The organism is Candidatus Spongiihabitans sp., from assembly GCF_965237845.1.
In the GTDB taxonomy this organism is placed as follows: domain Bacteria; phylum Pseudomonadota; class Gammaproteobacteria; order Arenicellales; family Poriferihabitantaceae; genus Spongiihabitans.
In genome coordinates, this window is the sequence record NZ_OZ250154.1 from 2015095 (window position 1) to 2035285 (window position 20191).

The following is a 20191-nucleotide window of genomic DNA, read 5'->3' on the forward strand; positions in this document are numbered from 1 at the left end:
ACGTCAACCCATCGTTGTGATTATTCGGGGTCGGCTTACTAGCCGGTTATGTTGTTTTATTGTCTAAAACGCGTCGCCTTAGGTGTGGTTATTGTCATGTTGGCGGTGACAGTGTTGTTTTGCATGATCCATTTGGTGCCAGGGGACCCTGCCCGAATCCTTCTGGGACCCAGGGCGACCCCCGAATTAATCGCCAGTATGTCGGTACGCATGGGGCTGGATTTGCCGCTTCCGGTACAAATATTGCGCTTCTTCGGAAACCTGTTCACCGGCGACCTGGGTATGGACGTCATCACCAATCGGCCCGTAGCCGATATCGTCTTCGGTCAATTACCGTATACGCTCTGGCTTATTTTAACAGCCATCATTTTTGCTGCGCTGATTGGCATCCCTCTGGGCTGCTATTCCGCGATACACAGAAATTCCCTCGGCGATCGAATCAGCGGCATATTATCCGTTGCCTGCATCACAGCCCCTGCCTTTGTGGTGGCGCTGTACTCACTATTGATCTTTGCGGTTACCCTGCACTGGTTTCCGGCAGTAGGCGCTGGAGAAAAGGGTGAATTTTGGGATCAGGCTACCCATCTGGTGTTACCCGCATTCGCCATTGCTCTTTCCTGGATTGGTTACCTGTCGAGGTTGGTGCGCGCATCCATGCTCGAAGTTATGGGGGAAAATCACATCCGCACTGCACGCGCTTACGGACTTGCCGAACGCACCGTGGTCTTCCGCTATGCGTTGAAACTTGCAGTTCTGCCAACGGTAACCCTGATTGGCATCGGTATGGGTTTTCTATTGTCCGCGGCCCTGTTCACTGAAATCGTTTTTGCGCGGCCAGGAATTGGCAAACTGATTTTTGATTCCATCACCACGCGTAACTATCCGGTGGTTATGGGTTCGGTGCTGATCAGCACTATCCTGTTTGTGATCAGTACCACCTTGTCGGATCTGGTTAACGCCTGGCTCGACCCACGTATCCGGGTTTCGCTATGATAAATATACTAAAGCGCATAACCAGGGAACCACTCGGCCTGTTTGGTTTAATACTGGTTACGGTCATTGTCATTGGCGCTTTTCTGGCTGGCATTATTGCGCCTTACGACCCGGTGGCCCTGAATATACTCGAACGCCTGCAAAGTCCATCAGCAAGTCACCTGTTGGGCACAGATCAACTTGGTCGGGATCTGTTTTCACGAGTATTACATGGCGGTCAGGTGGCACTGAAAGTAGCATTGATATCCATAGGTGTAGCGCTCAGCATCGGGGTATTACTTGGCATGATCGCCGGATTCGGACCACGCTGGCTGGATAACACAATTATGATGTTTTTCGATACTATTCGCTCTTTTCCAACGGTTATGTTTGCGTTGGCAACGGTGGCATTGGTTGGTCCTTCGCTCACTACCGTAATCGCGGTTATCATCGTGACATCTATTCCCAGCTACGGCCGTGTGGTTCGTACCCAGACCCTTACCATCAAGTCCAACGAATTTATTTTGGCTGAGCGTGCCATGGGCGTGTCAACGACCCGTATCCTCGGTGTCCATATTTTGCCAAATGTCATTGGCCCACTGATTATCCTGGCTTCCATGGACATCCCCACAGTGATTGCATTGGAGGCGGGCCTGAGTTTTCTTGGCATGGGGGTCAAGCCACCGACACCATCCTGGGGCAGCATACTTAACGACGGCTATACCTTGATTCGCAATACCCCCTGGCCCATCATCGCCGGAAGTATTCCGCTGGTCTTGATTACGCTTGGGTTTACGTTTCTCGGCGAATCGTTGCGCGATCTGATTGATCCCAAACTCAGAAAAAGCCTATGAGCCTTATTGTATGAACGAGAATGTTCTCACTATACGCGACCTGTCTGTGCACTATGATACGGATCGTGGCGAGTTAAAAGCTCTACGGCATGTCAACCTGGATGTGCCTAAGGGATCAATCGTGGGGGTGGTCGGTGAAAGTGGCTGCGGAAAGTCAACACTCATTTCTTCAATCATCCGTTTGCTGGCAGAAAATGCCAATATACCCAATGGTTCTGCGAATTTCGAAGGTCGGAGTCTATTAAAACTGTCCGAAAACGAGATGCGCGCTATCCGTGGCGATCGAATGTCCATCGTATTTCAGGACCCGATGTCGACGCTGAATCCAGTGTTGTCAATCGGCCGACAGATGATCGACATTCAGTACCGGGATAACAAATCCCGGGCCGAAAAAACCCAGCGTTCCATCGATATGCTAACCAGCGTCGGCATCCCTGATCCCGCCAGCCGTCTCAAACAGTTTCCCCATGAATTTTCCGGCGGCATGCAACAGCGCATTTCCATTGCCATGGCGCTACAGGCCGAGCCTTCGTTGTTGATCGCAGATGAACCAACCACCGCTTTAGACGCGACCCTGGAAGTGCAGATTATTCATCTGCTCAAGGCGTTACAAACAGACATAGGTTGTTCCATTCTTTTCATTTCCCATCATCTCGGCGTCATTGCCGAATTGTGCGACTTTGTGATTGTAATGTATGCTGGCGAAGTGGTGGAGCAGGGCACTATTCGCGATGTCTTTCATCGTCCGGCTCATCCGTATACCGAAAGACTGCTTCGGTGTGATCCCGCCGGCATTGCCACCAAAAGCCGCTTCCTGCCGACCATTGCCGGCGAAATCCCGGATCTGGTGACGATACCAGCAGGCTGTATCTTCAAGAATCGTTGTACCCAGATCATGAATCAATGCGATACGGTGGCGCCAAAGTGGACCGACTCGGGCAAAGGTCATTTCGTAAGCTGTCACCGGGCATGGTCATGAGCACTGTTCTGCAAGCAAAAAACGTGCGAGTTCGTTTCCGCGTTATGTCGAGCGTACAGGCGATGATTAAGCAGGTTTCAGACCCCTTTATCGATGCGGTGCGCGATGTTTCTTTCTCTATCGAAGAAGGGCAAACATTTACCCTTGTGGGTGAAAGCGGATCTGGTAAGTCCACACTGGCGTTAGCTGCGGCAGGATTGCTGCCTGTTTCGGAAGGATCAATCCGTTTCAACGGGGAAGATGTGACCGCTATGAACAATGCCGACATGATGGCCTACCGCAAACAAATTTCCTTCATCTGGCAAAACCCGGTGGGATCGCTCAGTCCACGACAAAGCATCGGTGCACTGATTACCGAACCGTACATAGTGCATGGCATGAAAGATCGGGACCTGAGAGCGGAGCACACCCGACTCCTGAAAATGGTTGGCTTGCCGGATCATTTTTCCGAGCGCTATCCGCACCAGTTGAGCGGTGGTCAGGCAAGGCGAGTCGGCGTTGCCCGGGCGCTGGCGTTGAGTCCGAAACTGATTATTGCTGATGAACCTACCGCTGGACTGGATGTTTCCGTACAGGGAGAAATTCTTAACCTGCTCAACCAATTGCAGGATGAGCTCGGTATCAGTATTTTTGTCATCACTCATAATCTAAACATAGTTCGTCACATATCCGACCGTACTGCGATTATGTATCTGGGTCGTTTCGTCGAACAGGGTCCTACCGATGATATTTTTGCGCAACCGTGCCATCCCTATACCTTGGCGCTATTGTCCGCTAACCCTAATGCGGATGCGGATGCGGATGCGAGTATTGAGCGTATTGAGCTTAAGGGTGAAGTACCTAGCCTCATGGATCGCCCGAAGGGCTGCGAATTCCACACTCGTTGCCCGTTTGCAGCGGACGGCTGTAACAGCACCTTTCCCCCGGTGCATATGGTCAGCGATGCGCATTCGCTAACCTGTCACTATCCCCGTTAATTATTCAATTTCGGTTGGATGGAACGGTGGGTACGGATTATGGCGCCATCAAAATTCCAGTGTACGCCGTCAGCGGCCCGATTGTCAGCACAATACGGTGTCCCGGTTATAGAGTTTGAAATATCGCAAATGGGAGAGTTGTTTTCACCAAAAAATCTCAAAATAGCGTAATATCTATCGCTACATCTATTTTCATCAAAGAATCAAGAATGAGAGAACAGTGGTCTCCCATTGAGGACATGCCGACTGATGCGATTAAGTGGTGGGATCCCGGCTACCAAGAAGCCTTATCCCAATGGCGCAACTTGCGTCCGCAGCTCGAAAGCACAAAACTGGATAAAAAGATCATGGACATCTGGGCGGAAGAACGGCAAAGACGTTTTGCCATTGAGACCGGGCAAATCGAAGGACTTTATGTGATTCCCAGAGGCATTACCGAGCAACTCATCACCGAAGGGTTAGAGAGTGTCCGGCTATCTCATAAGATGGCGTCACCTGAGGTGGAAGATGATAGCCTGACGGGATTGCTGAAAGACCAGAAAACCGCATTGGAAATGGTCTTTGATACGGTCGCGCAACGTCGCTCATTATCGCATACGGCGTTCAAGGAATGGCATCAACTGCTCACCCGGTATCAAGCCACCGCCGCGAGCAGAACCCTGGGAGGGAAACGTGTCGGCATTCCGCTTCTTAAAGGGGAATACAAACTGCGCCCAAACAATCCGCGCCGCCCGGATGGCGTTGTTCATCAGTATTGCCCACCCGAGCAAGTGCGCTCCGAACTGGACAGATTGCTTGATATGTACGCCAAGATACATGAGCAAAGCTATGCCACCGAAGTCGAAGCGGCATGGTTGCATCATCGCTACATCCAAATCCATCCTTTCCAGGACGGCAATGGCCGCACTGCACGCCTGCTTATGGCGTATGCTTACATACGGCGCGGTGAATTTCCACCGATGATTACAGCCGCGGAAAAGCCTCCGTACATCGCCGCGCTCGAATTAGCCGATGCTGGTGATTTGCGTCCTTTCGCCGAACGCCTTGCCATACTAGCATCAGAGTCTCTTAACGCGGCGGTCATCATCACAAAACAGGTGCTTAAATCTTCACGGTATTACGCCCACTCCAACGGCGACTGCACTTACAAAGCCCCCGGAGAAAATGAGTGGAAGCGTGGCCCGGACGAAGACAATGGTCTGGATATGTAAAGCCAGCATTAAGCCGTTTCTTTTTTGGAGTTAATCATGCCGCTTACAGGCGCCGGAGTACTGGTATTCCTTTCGGGCATTGTCTTGCTACGGGTAAGGTAGGGTAGTTGTTTTTCGGTTAATTCACCCATATTTGGCAATCCCAGGACAAGAATCAAAGCAAGATCGTTCCAAATACGCTAAAAGAGAAGGTCGTTCGTCGTGCCGCCTGCTGATTTCAGCTCGGCATAACTCTCTAGTTTCCTCATGCAATCGCTTGCTGGTTCACTGGCGGTGTCGGCAATCGCCCAACTGCGGGCAGGTTTTTGCTCCTGCAAAACCTGCATTTCCACCCTCCTTGGCGGTTATATTTATTTGATTTGATACGCTTCGCTTTTAATCTGCATCGGGTGGTCTCCTGTGATTTAAGTGAAATGATTTTACCTTAGACTGCCCGATTTTTTATCCTCTTAATAGTCTCATTTGTGTCTGAGCCCGGACAATCCTCTGTATGCACCCACCCCATACAGATAGCGGCCAGATAGTGGCATATCCCATCGCGCATTATGCACACTGCAGGCGGCGGGTCGCAACCATCCGTGGCGGTCGCCGAAAGTTAAAACCGCACTTCGCCTTTGAGCAGGATGGCGTGTTCGGCCGGGTCGCTGCTATGCTCGCGGCGCTCGCCGAGCAGGGTCAGGTCAAAGCGCGAACCCGCCTTCCAGTTCAGGCCCATACGATAACTGTCGGTGGCGCCGAGGGTCAGCTCGCCGTACGGCATCAGCACACCATGGCGGTCACGCAAGGTAAAACCAAAACCATAGCCTATCCGCGTATCCAGCCGCATGCCGTAGGTGCGGTCGGCATCTTTGTCAGCATAGTCGAGCACACCCTGGCCCCAGATCCTTTGCACCTCGCTGGCGGTATCACCGTAGCCGGGCTTCAAACTCATCGACAAGCCCTGCCCGTCGGCACCGGCATCCAGGCTGATCAGACCCTGGATACCCCATTCCTCATAGTCTGCCCGTCCTACAAGAGTGCGTACCTTGCCTTCCAGGGTCAGGCCAGTGACTGGATTGGCGCATCGCACGCCGGCGCCCAGATTGAGGTCTCTCCCGGTCTCGCTATCGCTCGTCAGCCGCCGTTGCACGTCATCGGTAATCTCCAGATCACCCTCGCCGTAGCCGACGGTGGCCCACAAATCCAGCCGCCCGGCGGTCCAGCCAAGGTAGGGATGGACGCTGGTGAGATCCGACTCATAATCGCCGTCGCCGGTGTTGGTGTAGTCCAGATCGATCTGGCTCCGGGACACCGCCACCCCGGCCAGCAGTTCGGCACCCCGGCGGTGCGGTGGTTGTGGCGATGGATGACAAAAACAACCTTTGCATAATCAAACAGTTTCGCCATGTTGTACATGACTGGATGTGGGAGTTTCCGGCCGGCATCACCGAAATTCATGAAACCGCAGAACAAACCGCGCGACGAGAACTCAAGGAAGAAACCGGATTCAGCGCAGGACAATGGCGTTCCTTGGGCTCAATCCTGACCACGCCCGGCTTTTGCGACGAACGGCTGCATATATTCCTCGCCACCGACCTCGCCAAAAGCGAAACCGCCCACCAGGCACACGAATTCATGGAAATACATTGGCTGTCCATACACAAAATCAAGGCAATGGTCAAGGCCGGTGAAATGGATGACGCAAAGAGCATCGTCGCGCTTTACCAAGTGCAGGAATATTTATCTCTTATTTAAGCGGCGCTGAAAATGCGCTCATTCTTTCGCGTGAAATTTCAATAGCCCAAAGTTTTAGCCCATCGCCACAGCCAAATCGCTTCAACCGCGCCGAATGGTTGTTGGATGCCTGGTCATTTCCAATGTCCGCATACCCCAACCAATGCGTTTCAACCAAATGAATATATGCTCTATGCTCCCTATGCGCGCGCGCCTATATGCGAAAATTGCAACCCTAAGGAAACCCTGATTAGTTCAGAGCTTCCTAAAGTTTGATTTCCAGTCCCAAGGTGCCTGCGAGGGACTCTTCAGACCCCGACGCACGGCCATACTCCACGTCGGCGACCAGATTGAAGCGGTCTTTGATGGCATAGTCCATGCGGACGCCAAGGTAGCCGCCGGTAACCCGATTAGCACCAGGCACCTTATAGGAGACCGCATCGCCGCCGTCCAATTGCACGGTCGCGCTGTCCTTGCCATAATCCATGTGCTCCGCGCCCACGCGCCACTCGACCTCGCCCTTGTCGCCAGCCAAGGCACGGGCCAGCCCGAGCTGCAGACGACCACTGGCAACATCGACATTCCGACCGCCGAAGCGCAGGTTGGAGTTGGCCGTGCCGCTCTCCGTATAGCCGTCATAGTGGCCATGGGTGTACGCCACCTGCGCATGAGGGCGCAGTTCCAGGCCGCCGGCCAGCGGCCGGGTCCAAGTCAGGCTCAGCGAAGGGCTGATATAGATGCTGCCGTAATCCCCGTCCGCGGTTTCATAGCCCGCAAGATTGTCGAGCACGGTGCGCTTGCCGTCATGGTCTTGGTGCCCGATAATCACCGCGCCGTTCAGGGCCAGCCCCCCAACCCCCCTCTCATTGATGATGATGCGCTGTCCGTAAGCACCGGCAAACACGCCGTCTGCGTCGGTGGAGATCAAGGTTGTTTTGGTCTCGGCTTGCCCGTGGCTGACGCCGACTAACACGCCGACGCGGTGGCCGCCTGCCAGGATGGCTTCATGTCCGACAACCAAGCCGATGAGGTTGTGCCGCCAGGCCAGTGCCGCGCCGTCATCGCCGCGCTTGCTATCCCCTCCAAAGAAACGCCCCCAGGCGTTGGCGCCTGATTTTGTGAGGCCCGGCGCTTGTGCCAATTGCCGATGCACGGCCCCATGGATCTGGCTCGTGGTCGCGCCTAGGGCCATGCGGGCAGCAGCAGAGCCGGTCGAGTCAAGCATCACCACGGTATCGCCATTCCGCAACACCGGCATGTCGCTGGTAGCTAGGTTGATGGTCTCGGCGCCCTCAAAGGTCCAAGCCGCTGAAGTCATACGCGTATCCGTCATGACGTTGACAACATCATTATCACCGCCGCCGTCTTTTTCTCCCAGGTTAATCCGGCCGACGATCCGCGCGCCGGGCAAGATGTTCAGTGTTTGACTATTTGTATCGGAACCCAAAATCGCATAAGCATCCCGTCCGGTCACAGACACCAGGCCACTGACCGTGACCGTGCTGTCGGCGCCTGTCAAAATGCCATGAGCGGTTTCACCTTCCGTCGTTATCATCCCGCTGTGGGTAATCTCGACTTTCTCGCCGGTTGCTCTAATCCCATAACCATTTTTCCCCTGCGTCGTTATCGTCCCGCTGTGGGTAATCTTGGTGTTCTTGCCGGTTGCTTGAATCCCATAACCATTTTCCCCCTGCGTCGTTATCGTCCCGCTGTAGGTAATCTCGGCGTTCTCGCCGGTTGCTACAATCCCATAACCATTTTTCCCCTGCGTCGTTATCGTCCCGCTGTCGCTGTGGATAATCTCGGCGTTCTTGCTTAACCAAATGCCGAAAGCGGTTTCACCTCCCGTCGTTATCGTCCCGCTGTGGGTAATCTTGGTGTTCTTGCCGCTTGCCCAAATGCCGTGACTTCTTTTGCCCTTCGTCGTTATCGTCCCGCTGTCGCTGTGGGTAATCTCGGTGTTCTTGCCGCTTGCTTGAATCCCATGACTCTGAAACTCCTGCGTCATTATCGCGCCGTTGTTAATGATTGTTGCCTTGTCGGAGGCCCCCTTTACTAAAATACCGTGACTGCTCACCCCAGACGTTGCGAGTAATCCGTTATTGGTGATCTCTGCGCCAGAAGCGCCTGCGTCGACCGCGGGACTATTGTTCCCCGACGAAGCAACCATCCCGTTATTGAGAATCCGCACATTGGGACCCACTCCCCAGACTATGGCCGCATGCTCTCCGGACCCCTGGAGCGTCCCTGCCTCTTCAATGGTCCCTGTTTCCCCGTCATTGAGTATTTTGCTGCTCGATATGATTTCAGTCTCGCCGCTGGCAATGGTAAAGGGTTCCGCCTGCACCGACAGGGCAAGCATGCCCGCGGCAAGGCCGATGGCAAGGATGAGCAAGCGCCCACGCAACGATGGCGGGGGGGGGGGACAAAGTATTGAAGCATCGCATTTAGGTCTATCTCCGTAGGTTGGTTAAAATTCACTATAGGTTTGTATTACTCACAGCGACGGCAGGCTACACGATTTCTCAGCAAAGCGCAACACTTTGTATAAGTCCTGTTAATGATAAGTAACCTGTCCGCTTTTGTAACACGTAATGTGTCCGGATTTATAGTCGCTGTTTTTGGAGTTGACTATGAATCGGGCAGGTTGGTTACAGGAGACCAAACAGATGAGATATGAAGAAGCGTATGAAGGCTGTCAATGCAAACGATTAAGCCAAGAGGAGGCATCGCAGTTGTTGGGCGTGTGTTCGCGGACGTTTCGGCGCTATATGTGTCGGCACGAGGAATCGGGGTTGTCGGGTTTGCTGGATAAGCGTTTGAATCAGCCCTGGCGCCACAAAGCGCCGGTTGATGAAGTGATGCGGCTGGTGGAGTTATACACCGGGCGTTATCGCGGTTGGAATGTGAAACACTTTCACGGGTGGTATCGGCGTGAACACGCCGGCGCTCGCAGTTATAGTTGGGTGAAGACTGTGCTATAGCGTGAAGGGGTGATGAAGAAAGGTCGAAAACGAGGTCTTCATCGCAACGACGAGAACCGGCGCCGATGAAAGGTATGATGCTTCACCAGGACGGCAGCACCCATGAATGGGTGCCGGGTTGCCAGTGGGACTTGATTGTGACCATGGATGACGCCACCAATGAGCACTATTCGATGTTTTTTGTGGATGAGGAAGGGACGGCGAGCAGCTTTAAGGGCGTGCAGGAAGTCATCCGTGCGCAAGGCCTGTTTTGCACGCCTTGCACCGATCGGGGCAGCCATTACTGGCTCACCCCTGAGGCGGGCGGCAAGGTGGATAAGGTTCGATTAACCCAGTTTGGCGAAGCCATGAAACGATTGGGCATCCAGATGATTGAAGCCTATTCGCCCGAAGCCAGAGGGCGTTCGGAACGCGCCTTCGGGACGCACCAGGGCCGATTGCCCGAGGAGTTGGCTTTGCAGGGCATCACCGACATGAGCGAGGCTAATCGTTACCTGCGCGAGGTCTATCGACCCGCTTTCAACGCTGAATTTTCCCATCCGCCGCGCACAACAGGCAGTGGGTTCGTGCTCTGGATCGGGGGAGAGCTGGATGATTATCTGTGTCAGCGTTATCAGTGCAAAGTCGGCAAGGATAATTGCGTTCGCTTCAAAGGATTGGTATTACAGATTCCAGACGACCCGACCCGATACCATTATGTCAAAGCAACCGTTGCGGTATTAAGACATCTTGACGGCAGTTTATCCCTCCTGCATGGCCCTCGGCGGCTAGCCAGATATGACCGCGAGGGTCGGCTCATCGGGCCGAACAAACAACAGATTTCAGTACACTGCTTGACCATTTTTTGGATTATTCGCAGTACGCCTTGGTCATCAAGCTGAATTTGCTCATCCACCTCTTTGCGTTGGATAGCCGCTCGCAGCAATCTGATGGTTTCGAGTCTGACCACCTGCCGGTCTCGCATCGCCGCTTTCATATCAGCCATCAAGCTTTCCTTTAGACTCATCAGAAGTTTGGGATAATTGGGATATTCAGGATGGGCAAGCATAGCCAACACAGACAGCCCAGCAAGGCTGCGCTGCGGTGAGACGCTCCTAATAAAGACGTTTGTACCTGGCTCTTTGACGAGATACCCGTTTCATTTCCCGTCGAACCGCGGCATCACCATCTCTTTTGCGGATGGTAGTCGGCTTTTCGTAGCACTGGCGACGGCGGGATTCGGTAAAAACCCCGGCACGTTCGCAGGCCCGGCGAAATCGTCTTAAAATGACATCAAAGGGCTCGTTTTGTCGAACTTGTACGGATGGCATATGGCTCAGTTCCTGGCTGGTTAAAAAGGGGCGTGATTGTACTGTATTTTTCAGCCAGTTTCACAAGGATTTTCGGGAATTTCCGATTTTTGGGCATGCCTGACCGCCACCCCCCGCGCAACGCAACATGCGCGGCTCAAACGACTCTTCCTCATCAGCTCGTCTTACGATAGTCTTAGTTATCCAGGACAGCCCCTAAAAAATAAACCTGGTTGTAATACACAGAAAAATCCATTTAACTATCTTATCCAATTGATAAACAACAAATGCCCAAAATAACTTGTGACCAACAATTCAAGACATCCATGCCAACATTATTTTTACAGATATTGATCATTTTCGGGGGCGCAACCTTGCTCGCTTCCTGCACCCTTTTCAAACCTCGAGAAGCCGGCTTCGGAAACCCGATTGAATGGGAGTCAATAAGCGGTTGGGAGCAGGATAACCATGCCGAAGCCTGGCCAGCCCTGCAAAATAACTGCAAGGCGCTTGCGAACAATCCAGCATGGCCATTGTGGGCTGAAATTTGCAACGCCGTCGCCGCTATCGATGCGCTTGGGCAGCCCGACAATGCCGAGGCTAGAAACTTTTTTGAAACCTGGTTTGTTCCGCGCCCGCTGTATGCCGAGGGCGGTAAACAGCACGGCTTGATTACCGGTTATTACGAGCCGCTGTTGTTTGGCAGCAAGATTGCGGATGCCCGCTTTCGCTACCCCATATATCAGCAACCTGAGTCGTTGCTTACCATCGATCTCGGCAGCCTGTATCCAGCGTTGAAAAACAAGCGGGTACGGGGTCGAAGGGTTGGCAATACCATCGTTCCGTTTTATTCTCGTGAGGAAATCGAAACCAATCGGGATTTATTATCTGGTCAAGAATTGTTTTGGCTGGATGACCGCGATGCGGTATTTTTTCTGCACATTCAGGGTTCCGGGCGTGTTCAGTTATCCGATGACGAGACGATTGGCGTTGGCTATAGCAATCAAAACGGACATCCATATGTGGCAATCGGTCGTATTTTGCTTGAGCAAGGCGAACTTAATCGGGAAGAAATTTCATTATTTACTATTCGTCAATGGCTGCAGGACTACCCGGAAAAAGCAGTGAACTTACTCAATGAAAATCCCAGCTATGTGTTTTTTGCTCTGCGGGAATCCACCGAAAATGGCCCCGTAGGATCTTTGAACACACCTTTAACTGCCGAACGCAGTCTTGCTATTGATCCCAAACTGGTAAAACTAGGCACACCCATTTGGCTGGCGACAAACTATCCGGGGCAACCTGACAGGGATTACCTGCGATTAGTCTTTGCTCAGGATACCGGCGGCGCCATAAAAGGCGTGTTGCGCGCGGATTTATTTTGGGGCCACGGCGATTATGCGGAACGTTCCGCCGGAAACATGAAAGAACAAGGCAGTTTGATTGTGTTGTTGCCAAAATCGCATAAGCCGGAAGATTAAAATCCGGAAACTGGAGAAGCCCCCTCCTTGTTCATACAAGAACCACGCAGGAACCGCCAAGAGACCGCGCCTCATTATTGGCGCTTGAGATTGAGCGATCAGAGCACTGAACAGTCAGGCAAATTCAGCCAATATCTGTTTCCCAATAAATTCATAGCGCCACCCTTCCAGCAATGGGATATTTGTTTTCCCGGCAATCAAGGCTTCTATATCATTTCGGTTAGCCAGTATTGACTCGCTTATATTGGCCCGTTCGGCAACGCTTTTTAGTTTATTCATAACTGCCTTAACCCGCCCTCTTTGCTGTTTGTCCAACGGCACATCGTTTTTCCAAATCGGATTAGCGCCGTCATTCGCGCACGCATTAGATTTTGGCGAATTAGATTTGAGGACCCCCAGAATTGCCGCCCCGGAATTTCTGACCAGCCCGGCATTAACCGATTCAATCTCGGAAAGCATCGCCAGGCTAGCGGGTTGACGGATACATATCTCGGTCAATGCCCGAGTAGATAAAATCCATTCTCGTGGTCGATTTCTTTGCTGGGCTTTGCGCTCACGCCAAGTCGATAGCGCCTTTGCACTTTGTTGATACCTGATTGGAATTTTCGCCCCGCCCTTTAGACGCTTCCACGCATCTTTCGGGGCGATTCGATACTCCCTTGATTTTAAGACTCTCTCGCATTCATCGCGATGCCAGGTCTGGCGCCCGGATTCAGATAACTGACGGCCAAGAAATTCTTGTAGCCGATCAAGATAATTCACGTCATCAACTGCATATTGCAGTTGTGCGGGAGACAAAGGTCGTGCCGACCAATCGGTGCGCGTATGCGACTTCTCCAACTTTACCCGGCAAATCGATTCCACCAACGCCGCATAACTGATTTGTTCACCATATCCGCAAAATGCTGCCGCGATTTGGGTATCGTACAAATTGCAAATCGGATCATCGAGCCGCTGATCCAACGCCTCCAGATCCTGACGGCAGGAGTGGATAATTTTTATAATATTTTTATCGGCGAATACTTCTTGTAGCGGAATTAGATCTTCGATGGCTAACACGTCAATACAAAACCCTTCCGATTCTGTCCGAATCTGAATTAGACACAGCAAAGGATAATAGGTTTTTTCTCTCAGAAACTCGGTGTCCACCCCGATCCACTTTGATTTTTTCGCAGCGCAAATACATTCATCCAGCGCATGGCGATCCGAGATCAGTTTAATTTTTGTCATGCAACTAATGGTATCATCCAAACAGAAAATTAACTGCCTCATTGATGCCTAAAACAGCCCGAACATTAATTCAAATCTGCCTGTTCAAGGCAAAACCCCAGGATCTCGAGGCTTCTGTAAACCTGTTGATTCTGGCAATTGCCGCAACCCTCGGATTATTTATGGTCAGGAATAATCACCTTATAAAGGATAACATTCTCTTTATTTCTTTGGTCCAGGCGGGCCTACCGGGTCTGGGATTAAAGCTTCTGCTTGTTCTGTTTTCAAAACCCGAGCGTTGGCTGCAGTCTGCCACCGCATTGTACGGTTGCTCCGCTTTGCTGTTGCTTATCATCATTCCATTTATCATGATGTCCGATGGCAGCGAATTATCACAAGGCAATCTCTCTTTAACGAAAATTCCAATCATTGCATCCAGTCTCTGGTACTTCACGGTTATAATTTTCATTTTCCGGGAAACGCTGGAAATAAGCCGAGTGCTGGCATTTTTCATTACATTGGTTCTTGAGTTGTCTTTTGCAACCATATTATTGAAACTATTCGGAGATCAACTTCTGTGAAAGTTTTTATCGCCGGGATTTGCGGGACGTTTATGGCAGGCATTGCTCAGTTAGCTAAAGCCAGCGGCCATGAAGTGACCGGCTGCGACAGTAACGTGTATCCACCCATGTCCACGCTGTTGGAATCCGAGCAAATTGAAATTTATGAAGGTTATGATCCAAAGCATTTAAAACACGCTGAAATAAATAGTCATTGCGATCAGGTTGTCATCGGTAATGCCCTTTCAAGGGGAAATCCAATGGTGGAAGCCGTTTTAGAGCGCAACTATTCCTATCAATCCGGCCCCCAATGGCTGCACGACAATCTGCTGCGCAATCGCAAGGTAATCGCTGTGGCCGGCACCCACGGAAAAACCACAACCGCGGCGATGCTCTCCTGGATAATGCATGTATGCGGCAAAAGTCCTGGGTATTTAATCGGTGGCAAACCGGGAAATTTTTCAAAATCCGCAGAACTCGGGCGAAGCGAATGGTTTGTTATTGAAGCTGACGAATACGACACTGCTTTTTTCGATAAACGCTCAAAGTTTGTTCATTACAATCCCGACACCGTGGTATTGAGTAATCTTGAGTTTGATCACGCCGATATTTTTGATGATCTCCATCAAATTAAAACCCAGTTCCACCACTTGATAAGAATCATTCCGTCCGCCGGTTCGGTTATCGCCAATGACGACGATCACCACATCGCCGATGTTCTGGACCTGGGTTGTTGGAGCAAAATTGTTCCCTTTTCAATTCACAATCGAAACTGTCTTTGGTTCGCTGACAAGCTAACTCAGGATTTTTCCAGTTTTGAAATTTATCACCAGCGCCAATCCAAGCGCAAACCCAGCGGACTGGTGGAATGGTCCTGCATTGGTCAACACAATATGCAAAATGCGTTGGCAGCCATCGCCGCAGCCTACTCAGCGGGTATTGAAGTCAGTCATGCATGCACCGCATTATCAACTTTCAAGGCGACCGAGCGTCGACTTCAGTTACTGTTTAACAAAGAAAACGTATCGCTATACGAAGATTTTGCCCACCACCCCACCGCCATTGCGCTAACTATCGATGCCATCAAATCAAAATACACTGAACATAAAATTATTGCTGTGGTCGAGCTATGTTCTAATACCATGAAAAAGGGTTGTCACGGCGATGTATTGGGCCAATCCTTCAATAACGCGGATGCCACCTTCATATATCAACCTGAAGCACTGGATTGGCAACCGCAGACACTAAACACCAGAACGCGTTTACGGATTTGTGAAAACAAAGAAGACTTAATCAGTAACATTACCGGGGAACTTGAGTTGAGGATAACCAAAAATAGCGTTATTATTTGTATGAGTAACGGCGGGTTTGATGGCATACCCGATGCCTTACGGGAACACTTGGAAGCCAAACTTGTCCAAACCGAACATTTAATGGCGGCACCCTAAAAATTAACACCCGAAACTTACCATAAAAAATTTAGATATGAATATCCAAAGCAAGCTTTATGCACTGTTTGCGGCCCCGGCCGCACTGCTCACTATATTGTTAGGCTTATCACTAACATTGAGTATCGCAAATGCGCGCGCGCAGGAAGAACCGTTTGTCGAGGGCGGACACTATGAATTGCTTGACCAGGTTCAGCCGGTGCAAACCGGAGACAAAATAGAGGTCGTGGAAATGTTCTGGTATCGATGCCCGCATTGCTTTCGGCTTGAACCGTTTATTGCTGAGTGGCGAAAAAACATGCCCGAAAATGCGCAATACGTGCCGGTCCCTGCTTTATTGAGCCCGAAATGGGAATTCCATGCCAGAGCGTATTATACGTTTGAAGCCCTCGGTGTCGTGGAGCAGCTGCATGGTAAATTATTCTCGGCAATTCATGTGCAGCGACTAAGGATTGACTCGGTTGATAAACTTGCTGATTGGGCTGCGGAAAATGGTGTGGACCGCCAGTCTGTTATTGATGCCTTTAGCTCTTTCGCAGTAGAAAACAAACTTAACTTTGCAAATGTAATGACTAGAAAGTATGGCATTTCCGGGGTGCCGTCGATCATTGTGGATGGTCGTTACAGAACCACTATCACCCACGCGGGCAGTCAGGAGAAATTGATGAAAGTGATTAATTTTCTTATCGAAAAAGCCGCCCAAGCCAGAGCGAGTTGAAGTTAGCGAGTTGAACCAGATAATTTGAACCAGCGCGTGGAAGTTGTTGAAACACACAACCCGCGTTGCCCAATGACTACGCAAAATAAGCCAGCGATACATGGCCATCGCGGCGCCCGCGGACGGCGACCGGAAAACACACTGCCGGCAATCGAATACGCGTTGCAACATGCGGTTGATGGCGTTGAAGTGGATTTGTGCGTTACCGCGGACGACCATATTGTGTTGCACCACGACCTGGTTCTCAACCCTTCAAAAACCAGGAACTCAAGGGGCGAGTGGATAAAGAGAAAGTGGATTAGGAATCGCACCCCTATTCGCAGTTTGTCGCTGGAGCAACTTCGTCAATACGATGTCGGTCAATTAAAGTCAGGCACTCAATACGCCAAAATGTTCAGCAAGCAAACCCCGGTGGACGGCGCCTCACCGCCGACCCTGGATGAATGCATTGAGTTGATTCGTGAATATAGCAACGTCATCCTCAACCTGGAAATGAAGAGCAAGCCCGGCAGACCATGTTGGACTCCTGAACCCGAGCATTATGTTTCTCTGGTATTAAAAAAACTTGACGACTTATCGTTTCCTTTGGCGCGCGTTTTTTTGCAAAGTTTTGATTGGCGATTGATGCATCTGCTAAAACAACGGCAACCGGATTTAAAAATCGGATTTACAAAAAAACACCCCTACAAATCTGCCGACCTGAATAAAGCAAAGGACGCAGGCGCCGGTGTGTGGTCTTGCGACTATCGTGGCCTAACTAAACCGTTGGCGCGTGAAGCCCATAGTCTCGGCCTGGAGGTATATGCGTGGACGGTCAACGAAGAGCGGGACATCAAGAGAATGGCCAAGTTGGACGTGGACACCATCATCACTGATTATCCTGAGCGGTGCCGGGCGGTGCTTGGTGATGAGTGACGGCATTAGCGAACGGCAACGCCACCCGCTGGAATATTGGTTAGGTGGTAACGTGTGCCATGTTATAGGTTTGTGGCATTGGCAGAGATTTAGTTTCTTCGATTAACAAACCCAAAACCTCTTTTGCATTCCGCAAGGCTTTCTCGTAGGCTTCCCCATGCGTGTTAGCATATGCACCAAATTCAGGCAAGGAAGCCATATAACACTTATCCCCATAGACCATTGAATCAAAACACTATAGTGAATTTTATTTTTCACTCGGCTGGCTTCATGTCATGTAATACTCGTTCTCGTACCACGTTACAAGATATCGATATTCAGATAGCAAATTGTCGATAGACGGGCAACACGGACCAGTTTTATCCCAACCATCATGAATGCCATCCGCCTTTTTGTACAGACGAAAGTTGCCGTTGTTTTCTTTAAACAGGTATCGGTTACGGCTGCCGCCGCGTTGCGGATTATTGTTATCAGCTTGGCGGTCTGCGGAACTGGCCAAGTGAATATTAATCATAACTGATGTGATCTTGGTTTGGAATAGGTCATACACCAATTCATCAATATCGCTTTTTATAATTGATAATTTGACATTTTGGTGCAACGCGTTTGCAACAGCAACCCAGATCATATCCATCTTTGTCATCAATTCTATGCTCCTATACAAATGCTAAACAAGCAACGATCTGTTAAACCTCTTAATCCAATTCCTTTTCGGTCTCCTTGCTGGCTTCGATGTCCAAGCAAAACGATAACCAGAATGGTCTGAGGTAATACTATCCCACATATCTTTCACCAAGCGCATTCTTTCGCTTAGCGTGAGCGGGTTAACGATCATCTTGAACTCATCCCCGCTAATGCTCCCCCCCAGCCTTGAAATTAAACACCGCGCCGGAGCGGATGCCGGAGGGCCAGCGTGAGGTGATGGTTTTGAGGCGGGTGTAGAAGCGCACGCCTTCGGGGCCATGAATCGCATGATCACCGAACAGCGAGCGCTTCCAACCGCCGAAACTATGGAATGCCATCGGCACTGGAATTGGCACGTTGATGCCGACCATGCCGATTTGGATGCGGTTGGCGAAGTCGCGAGCGGCATCGCCGTCGCGGGTAAAAATCGCCACGCCATTTCCATACTCGTGCTGATTAATCATCTTCACCGCCTGGTCGTAACTGTCGGCGCGCACAATACTCAGCACTGGCCCAAAAATTTCATCGGTATAGATGCTCATGTTGGTTTTAACATGATCAAAAATAGTGGCGCCGACGAAGCAGCCTTTTTCCGACCCCACAACCACCGTCCCACGGCCATCGCGCACCAGCGTTGCGCCTTCTTCTAAGCCTTTTTCTATATAACCCTCAATACGGGCTTTGGCCTGCGGATTTATCACTGGCCCCATTTCAGAATCGGCATGGGTATAAGGCCCCATTTTAAGCGCGTCCAGTTTGGGCAGCAATTTTTCAATCAACGCATCCGCAGGTGCATCACCCACAGACACCACCACGGAAATCGCCATGCAGCGTTCGCCGGCGGAGCCATAGGCCGCGCCCATCACCGCATCGGCAGCCTGGTCCATATCCGCATCGGGCATCACCACCATATGGTTCTTGGCGCCACATAACGCCTGCACGCGCTTGTTATGCGCGCTGCCGGTGTGATAGATGTATTCGCCGATGGCGGTCGAACCGACAAAACTTAACGCCTGAACGCGGCCATCCGTCAGCAATGTATCGACCGCTTCCTTGTCGCCATTCATAACATTAAGCACACCATCAGGCAGTCCCGCTTGTTTCATTAACTCACCCAACAGCAAGGAACAGGACGGATCGCGCTCCGAAGGCTTGAGCACAAACGTATTACCGCAGGCAATGGCCACCGGAAACATCCACATCGGCACCATCGCCGGAAAATTAAACGGCGTAATACCGGCGCAAACACCCAACGGCTGACGCACACTCCAGCAATCCACGCCGCGGGCCACACTGCCTGAATGTTCCCCCTTGAGCATCTGCGAAATTCCACAGGCGAATTCAACCACCTCCAACCCACGGGTAATCGAGCCTTTGGCATCGTCCAGGGTTTTCCCATGTTCGCAAGAGACCGCTTCGGCGAGTTCGTCCATATGTGATTTAATCAGATCCCGAAACGAAAACATAACCTGCGCGCGGCGCCCGGCTGGCGTGGCCGCCCACTCGGGGAACGCATCCTGTGCAATACCAATCGCCTGCCTAACCTCGGCACTACTGGCTAAGGGAACTTGTTTAACAACAACCCCGAGAGCAGGGTTGTATATATCGCCAAATCGTCCACTTTGACCCGGGGTTTTTTGGCCATTTACAAAATGGTGCAGTTTTTCATAATGCAGTTTTTCGATTTCAATTGACTCTTGTTTCATGGGGTTTTTCCTTTCGACAATATTTAGCGGATTATATGAGATTAGAGTTAAAACAATCTATTTCAACACGTAAATTTTTTCAATAGGTTGATGCCAACAGGTAAAATGAACTCCTGCCAGAAAGGGGGCCCCCCGTGCTGGCATGTTGCACATGAAGTGAAAATTGGGCGCGTACACAGAGAAGAAATGGCGACGCTTGCGCGGGTTTGATTCCCCGGTGAAGGCGATTGCGGGAACAGGTGTAAAAATGGAATTGAGGTGACAGCAATTGATCAGGCCGCCACTTGATTCTGGTGCTGAAACAGAAACACCCCTTTTGACAATAACTCAGCATGACAGGATCTGACTTATGCGGTATCGCTAATTCTATGCAGTATTTTAGAGTACTAACTACATAAATGGTTGAGCTATTTATTCCGTGCGCTCAACCTGTCTACATCCAGACCGCGCTTGCCACGCGGAAGAAATTTTCGCCAAGAAAACCTCGAAGG

21 protein-coding genes are annotated in these 20191 nt (G+C 51.1%); 12 read left to right on the forward strand and 9 right to left on the reverse strand.

The features are described 5' to 3' along the window. Positions 1–48: 48 nt before the first annotated feature. The 5 genes from ACPXXB_RS09610 (at position 49) to ACPXXB_RS09630 (ending at position 4993) form a co-directional block, all read left to right on the forward strand. Positions 49–993, forward strand: coding sequence for an ABC transporter permease (locus tag ACPXXB_RS09610; protein ID WP_423906976.1), 945 nt, complete (start codon positions 49–51; stop codon positions 991–993). Next, entirely contained in the window at positions 990–1826 is an 837-nt protein-coding gene (locus ACPXXB_RS09615) for an ABC transporter permease (protein WP_423906977.1), read from the forward strand. Before ACPXXB_RS09610 ends, ACPXXB_RS09615 begins: the two co-directional genes overlap by 4 nt. Positions 1827–1836: 10 nt before the next feature. Further along, positions 1837–2805, forward strand: a complete 969-nt coding sequence (locus ACPXXB_RS09620) for an ABC transporter ATP-binding protein (protein ID WP_423906979.1) — start codon at positions 1837–1839, stop codon at positions 2803–2805. Then, complete coding sequence (locus tag ACPXXB_RS09625) at positions 2802–3782, forward strand: ABC transporter ATP-binding protein (protein ID WP_423911104.1); 981 nt, start codon at positions 2802–2804, stop codon at positions 3780–3782. Before ACPXXB_RS09620 ends, ACPXXB_RS09625 begins: the two co-directional genes overlap by 4 nt. A 209-nt stretch (positions 3783–3991) precedes the next feature. Further along, positions 3992–4993 (forward strand): Fic family protein, encoded by a 1002-nt coding sequence (locus tag ACPXXB_RS09630; protein WP_423906981.1) that lies wholly within the window; start codon positions 3992–3994, stop codon positions 4991–4993. A 179-nt stretch (positions 4994–5172) separates the two neighbouring features. Here ACPXXB_RS09630 and ACPXXB_RS09635 read toward each other — a convergent pair whose 3' ends face one another. Together ACPXXB_RS09635 and ACPXXB_RS09640 are read right to left on the reverse strand one after the other, a co-directional pair. Continuing rightward, positions 5173–5319 (reverse strand): hypothetical protein, encoded by a 147-nt coding sequence (locus tag ACPXXB_RS09635; RefSeq protein ID WP_423906983.1) that lies wholly within the window; start codon positions 5317–5319, stop codon positions 5173–5175. 269 nt (positions 5320–5588) lie between these two features. Beyond that, positions 5589–6284: a hypothetical protein gene (locus ACPXXB_RS09640; RefSeq protein ID WP_423906984.1), complete on the reverse strand. Its 696-nt coding sequence runs from the start codon at positions 6282–6284 to the stop codon at positions 5589–5591. Positions 6285–6322: 38 nt separating this feature from the next. Here ACPXXB_RS09640 and ACPXXB_RS09645 point away from each other — a divergent pair, with 38 nt between their 5' ends. Next, complete coding sequence (locus tag ACPXXB_RS09645) at positions 6323–6727, forward strand: NUDIX hydrolase (protein ID WP_423906986.1); 405 nt, start codon at positions 6323–6325, stop codon at positions 6725–6727. Between the two features lie 244 nt (positions 6728–6971). Here ACPXXB_RS09645 and ACPXXB_RS09650 read toward each other — a convergent pair whose 3' ends face one another. Continuing rightward, positions 6972–9101, reverse strand: coding sequence for an autotransporter domain-containing protein (locus ACPXXB_RS09650; RefSeq protein ID WP_423906987.1), 2130 nt, complete (start codon positions 9099–9101; stop codon positions 6972–6974). Positions 9102–9375: 274 nt separating this feature from the next. Between ACPXXB_RS09650 and ACPXXB_RS09655 the strand changes: the two genes are divergently transcribed. Continuing rightward, positions 9376–9690, forward strand: coding sequence for a hypothetical protein (locus ACPXXB_RS09655; RefSeq protein ID WP_423906989.1), 315 nt, complete (start codon positions 9376–9378; stop codon positions 9688–9690). Between the two features lie 326 nt (positions 9691–10016). Here the strand turns inward: ACPXXB_RS09655 and ACPXXB_RS09660 are convergent, their stop codons facing one another. From ACPXXB_RS09660 to rpsU, 3 genes are all read right to left on the reverse strand, one after another. After that, complete coding sequence (locus tag ACPXXB_RS09660; RefSeq protein ID WP_423906991.1) at positions 10017–10229, reverse strand: hypothetical protein; 213 nt, start codon at positions 10227–10229, stop codon at positions 10017–10019. 155 nt (positions 10230–10384) lie between these two features. Further along, positions 10385–10738, reverse strand: a complete 354-nt coding sequence (locus tag ACPXXB_RS09665) for a GatB/YqeY domain-containing protein (RefSeq protein WP_423911106.1) — start codon at positions 10736–10738, stop codon at positions 10385–10387. 46 nt (positions 10739–10784) lie between these two features. Continuing rightward, on the reverse strand, positions 10785–11000 hold the full coding sequence (gene rpsU, locus ACPXXB_RS09670; protein ID WP_423906993.1) for a 30S ribosomal protein S21: 216 nt from the start codon (positions 10998–11000) through the stop codon (positions 10785–10787). Positions 11001–11266: 266 nt separating this feature from the next. Here rpsU and ACPXXB_RS09675 point away from each other — a divergent pair, with 266 nt between their 5' ends. Continuing rightward, entirely contained in the window at positions 11267–12460 is a 1194-nt protein-coding gene (locus ACPXXB_RS09675) for a murein transglycosylase A (protein WP_423906995.1), read from the forward strand. A 114-nt stretch (positions 12461–12574) separates the two neighbouring features. Here the strand turns inward: ACPXXB_RS09675 and rnd are convergent, their stop codons facing one another. Beyond that, positions 12575–13690: a ribonuclease D gene (rnd, locus tag ACPXXB_RS09680; protein WP_423906997.1), complete on the reverse strand. Its 1116-nt coding sequence runs from the start codon at positions 13688–13690 to the stop codon at positions 12575–12577. 44 nt (positions 13691–13734) lie between these two features. Here rnd and ACPXXB_RS09685 point away from each other — a divergent pair, with 44 nt between their 5' ends. From ACPXXB_RS09685 to ACPXXB_RS09700, 4 genes are all read left to right on the forward strand, one after another. After that, a complete protein-coding gene (locus ACPXXB_RS09685) occupies positions 13735–14250 on the forward strand; it encodes a hypothetical protein (protein WP_423906998.1) in 516 nt (171 codons plus the stop codon). After that, positions 14247–15677 (forward strand): UDP-N-acetylmuramate:L-alanyl-gamma-D-glutamyl-meso-diaminopimelate ligase, encoded by a 1431-nt coding sequence (mpl, locus tag ACPXXB_RS09690; RefSeq protein WP_423906999.1) that lies wholly within the window; start codon positions 14247–14249, stop codon positions 15675–15677. The genes ACPXXB_RS09685 and mpl overlap by 4 nt, the downstream gene beginning before the upstream one ends. Positions 15678–15714: 37 nt before the next feature. After that, entirely contained in the window at positions 15715–16395 is a 681-nt protein-coding gene (locus tag ACPXXB_RS09695) for a thiol:disulfide interchange protein DsbA/DsbL (RefSeq protein WP_423907001.1), read from the forward strand. Positions 16396–16467: 72 nt separating this feature from the next. After that, positions 16468–17310, forward strand: a complete 843-nt coding sequence (locus tag ACPXXB_RS09700; RefSeq protein WP_423907003.1) for a glycerophosphodiester phosphodiesterase family protein — start codon at positions 16468–16470, stop codon at positions 17308–17310. A gap of 268 nt (positions 17311–17578) precedes the next feature. Here ACPXXB_RS09700 and ACPXXB_RS09705 read toward each other — a convergent pair whose 3' ends face one another. Together ACPXXB_RS09705 and ACPXXB_RS09710 are read right to left on the reverse strand one after the other, a co-directional pair. Continuing rightward, the gene (locus tag ACPXXB_RS09705) at positions 17579–17956 is read right to left on the reverse strand and encodes a hypothetical protein (protein ID WP_423907005.1); all 378 of its coding nucleotides are present in this window, start codon (positions 17954–17956) and stop codon (positions 17579–17581) included. Positions 17957–18161: 205 nt separating this feature from the next. Then, a complete protein-coding gene (locus ACPXXB_RS09710; protein WP_423907007.1) occupies positions 18162–19700 on the reverse strand; it encodes a CoA-acylating methylmalonate-semialdehyde dehydrogenase in 1539 nt (512 codons plus the stop codon). Between the last annotated feature and the right edge of the window lie 491 nt (positions 19701–20191).

Bases quoted from the DNA above. Each gene is read 5' to 3' on its own strand.
- ACPXXB_RS09610 (WP_423906976.1), top strand. From the start codon at position 49: ATGTTGTTTTATTGTCTAAAACGCGTCGCCTTAGGTGTGGTTATTGTC.
- ACPXXB_RS09615 (WP_423906977.1), top strand. From the start codon at position 990: ATGATAAATATACTAAAGCGCATAACCAGGGAACCACTCGGCCTGTTT.
- ACPXXB_RS09620 (WP_423906979.1), top strand. From the start codon at position 1,837: ATGAACGAGAATGTTCTCACTATACGCGACCTGTCTGTGCACTATGAT.
- ACPXXB_RS09625 (WP_423911104.1), top strand. From the start codon at position 2,802: ATGAGCACTGTTCTGCAAGCAAAAAACGTGCGAGTTCGTTTCCGCGTT.
- ACPXXB_RS09630 (WP_423906981.1), top strand. From the start codon at position 3,992: ATGAGAGAACAGTGGTCTCCCATTGAGGACATGCCGACTGATGCGATT.
- ACPXXB_RS09635 (WP_423906983.1), bottom strand. From the start codon at position 5,319: ATGCAGGTTTTGCAGGAGCAAAAACCTGCCCGCAGTTGGGCGATTGCC.
- ACPXXB_RS09655 (WP_423906989.1), top strand. From the start codon at position 9,376: ATGAGATATGAAGAAGCGTATGAAGGCTGTCAATGCAAACGATTAAGC.
- ACPXXB_RS09660 (WP_423906991.1), bottom strand. From the start codon at position 10,229: ATGGGAAAATTCAGCGTTGAAAGCGGGTCGATAGACCTCGCGCAGGTA.
- ACPXXB_RS09665 (WP_423911106.1), bottom strand. From the start codon at position 10,738: ATGCTTGCCCATCCTGAATATCCCAATTATCCCAAACTTCTGATGAGT.
- rpsU (WP_423906993.1), bottom strand. From the start codon at position 11,000: ATGCCATCCGTACAAGTTCGACAAAACGAGCCCTTTGATGTCATTTTA.
- ACPXXB_RS09675 (WP_423906995.1), top strand. From the start codon at position 11,267: ATGCCCAAAATAACTTGTGACCAACAATTCAAGACATCCATGCCAACA.
- rnd (WP_423906997.1), bottom strand. From the start codon at position 13,690: ATGACAAAAATTAAACTGATCTCGGATCGCCATGCGCTGGATGAATGT.
- ACPXXB_RS09685 (WP_423906998.1), top strand. From the start codon at position 13,735: ATGCCTAAAACAGCCCGAACATTAATTCAAATCTGCCTGTTCAAGGCA.
- ACPXXB_RS09695 (WP_423907001.1), top strand. From the start codon at position 15,715: ATGAATATCCAAAGCAAGCTTTATGCACTGTTTGCGGCCCCGGCCGCA.
- ACPXXB_RS09700 (WP_423907003.1), top strand. From the start codon at position 16,468: ATGACTACGCAAAATAAGCCAGCGATACATGGCCATCGCGGCGCCCGC.
- ACPXXB_RS09710 (WP_423907007.1), bottom strand. From the start codon at position 19,700: ATGAAACAAGAGTCAATTGAAATCGAAAAACTGCATTATGAAAAACTG.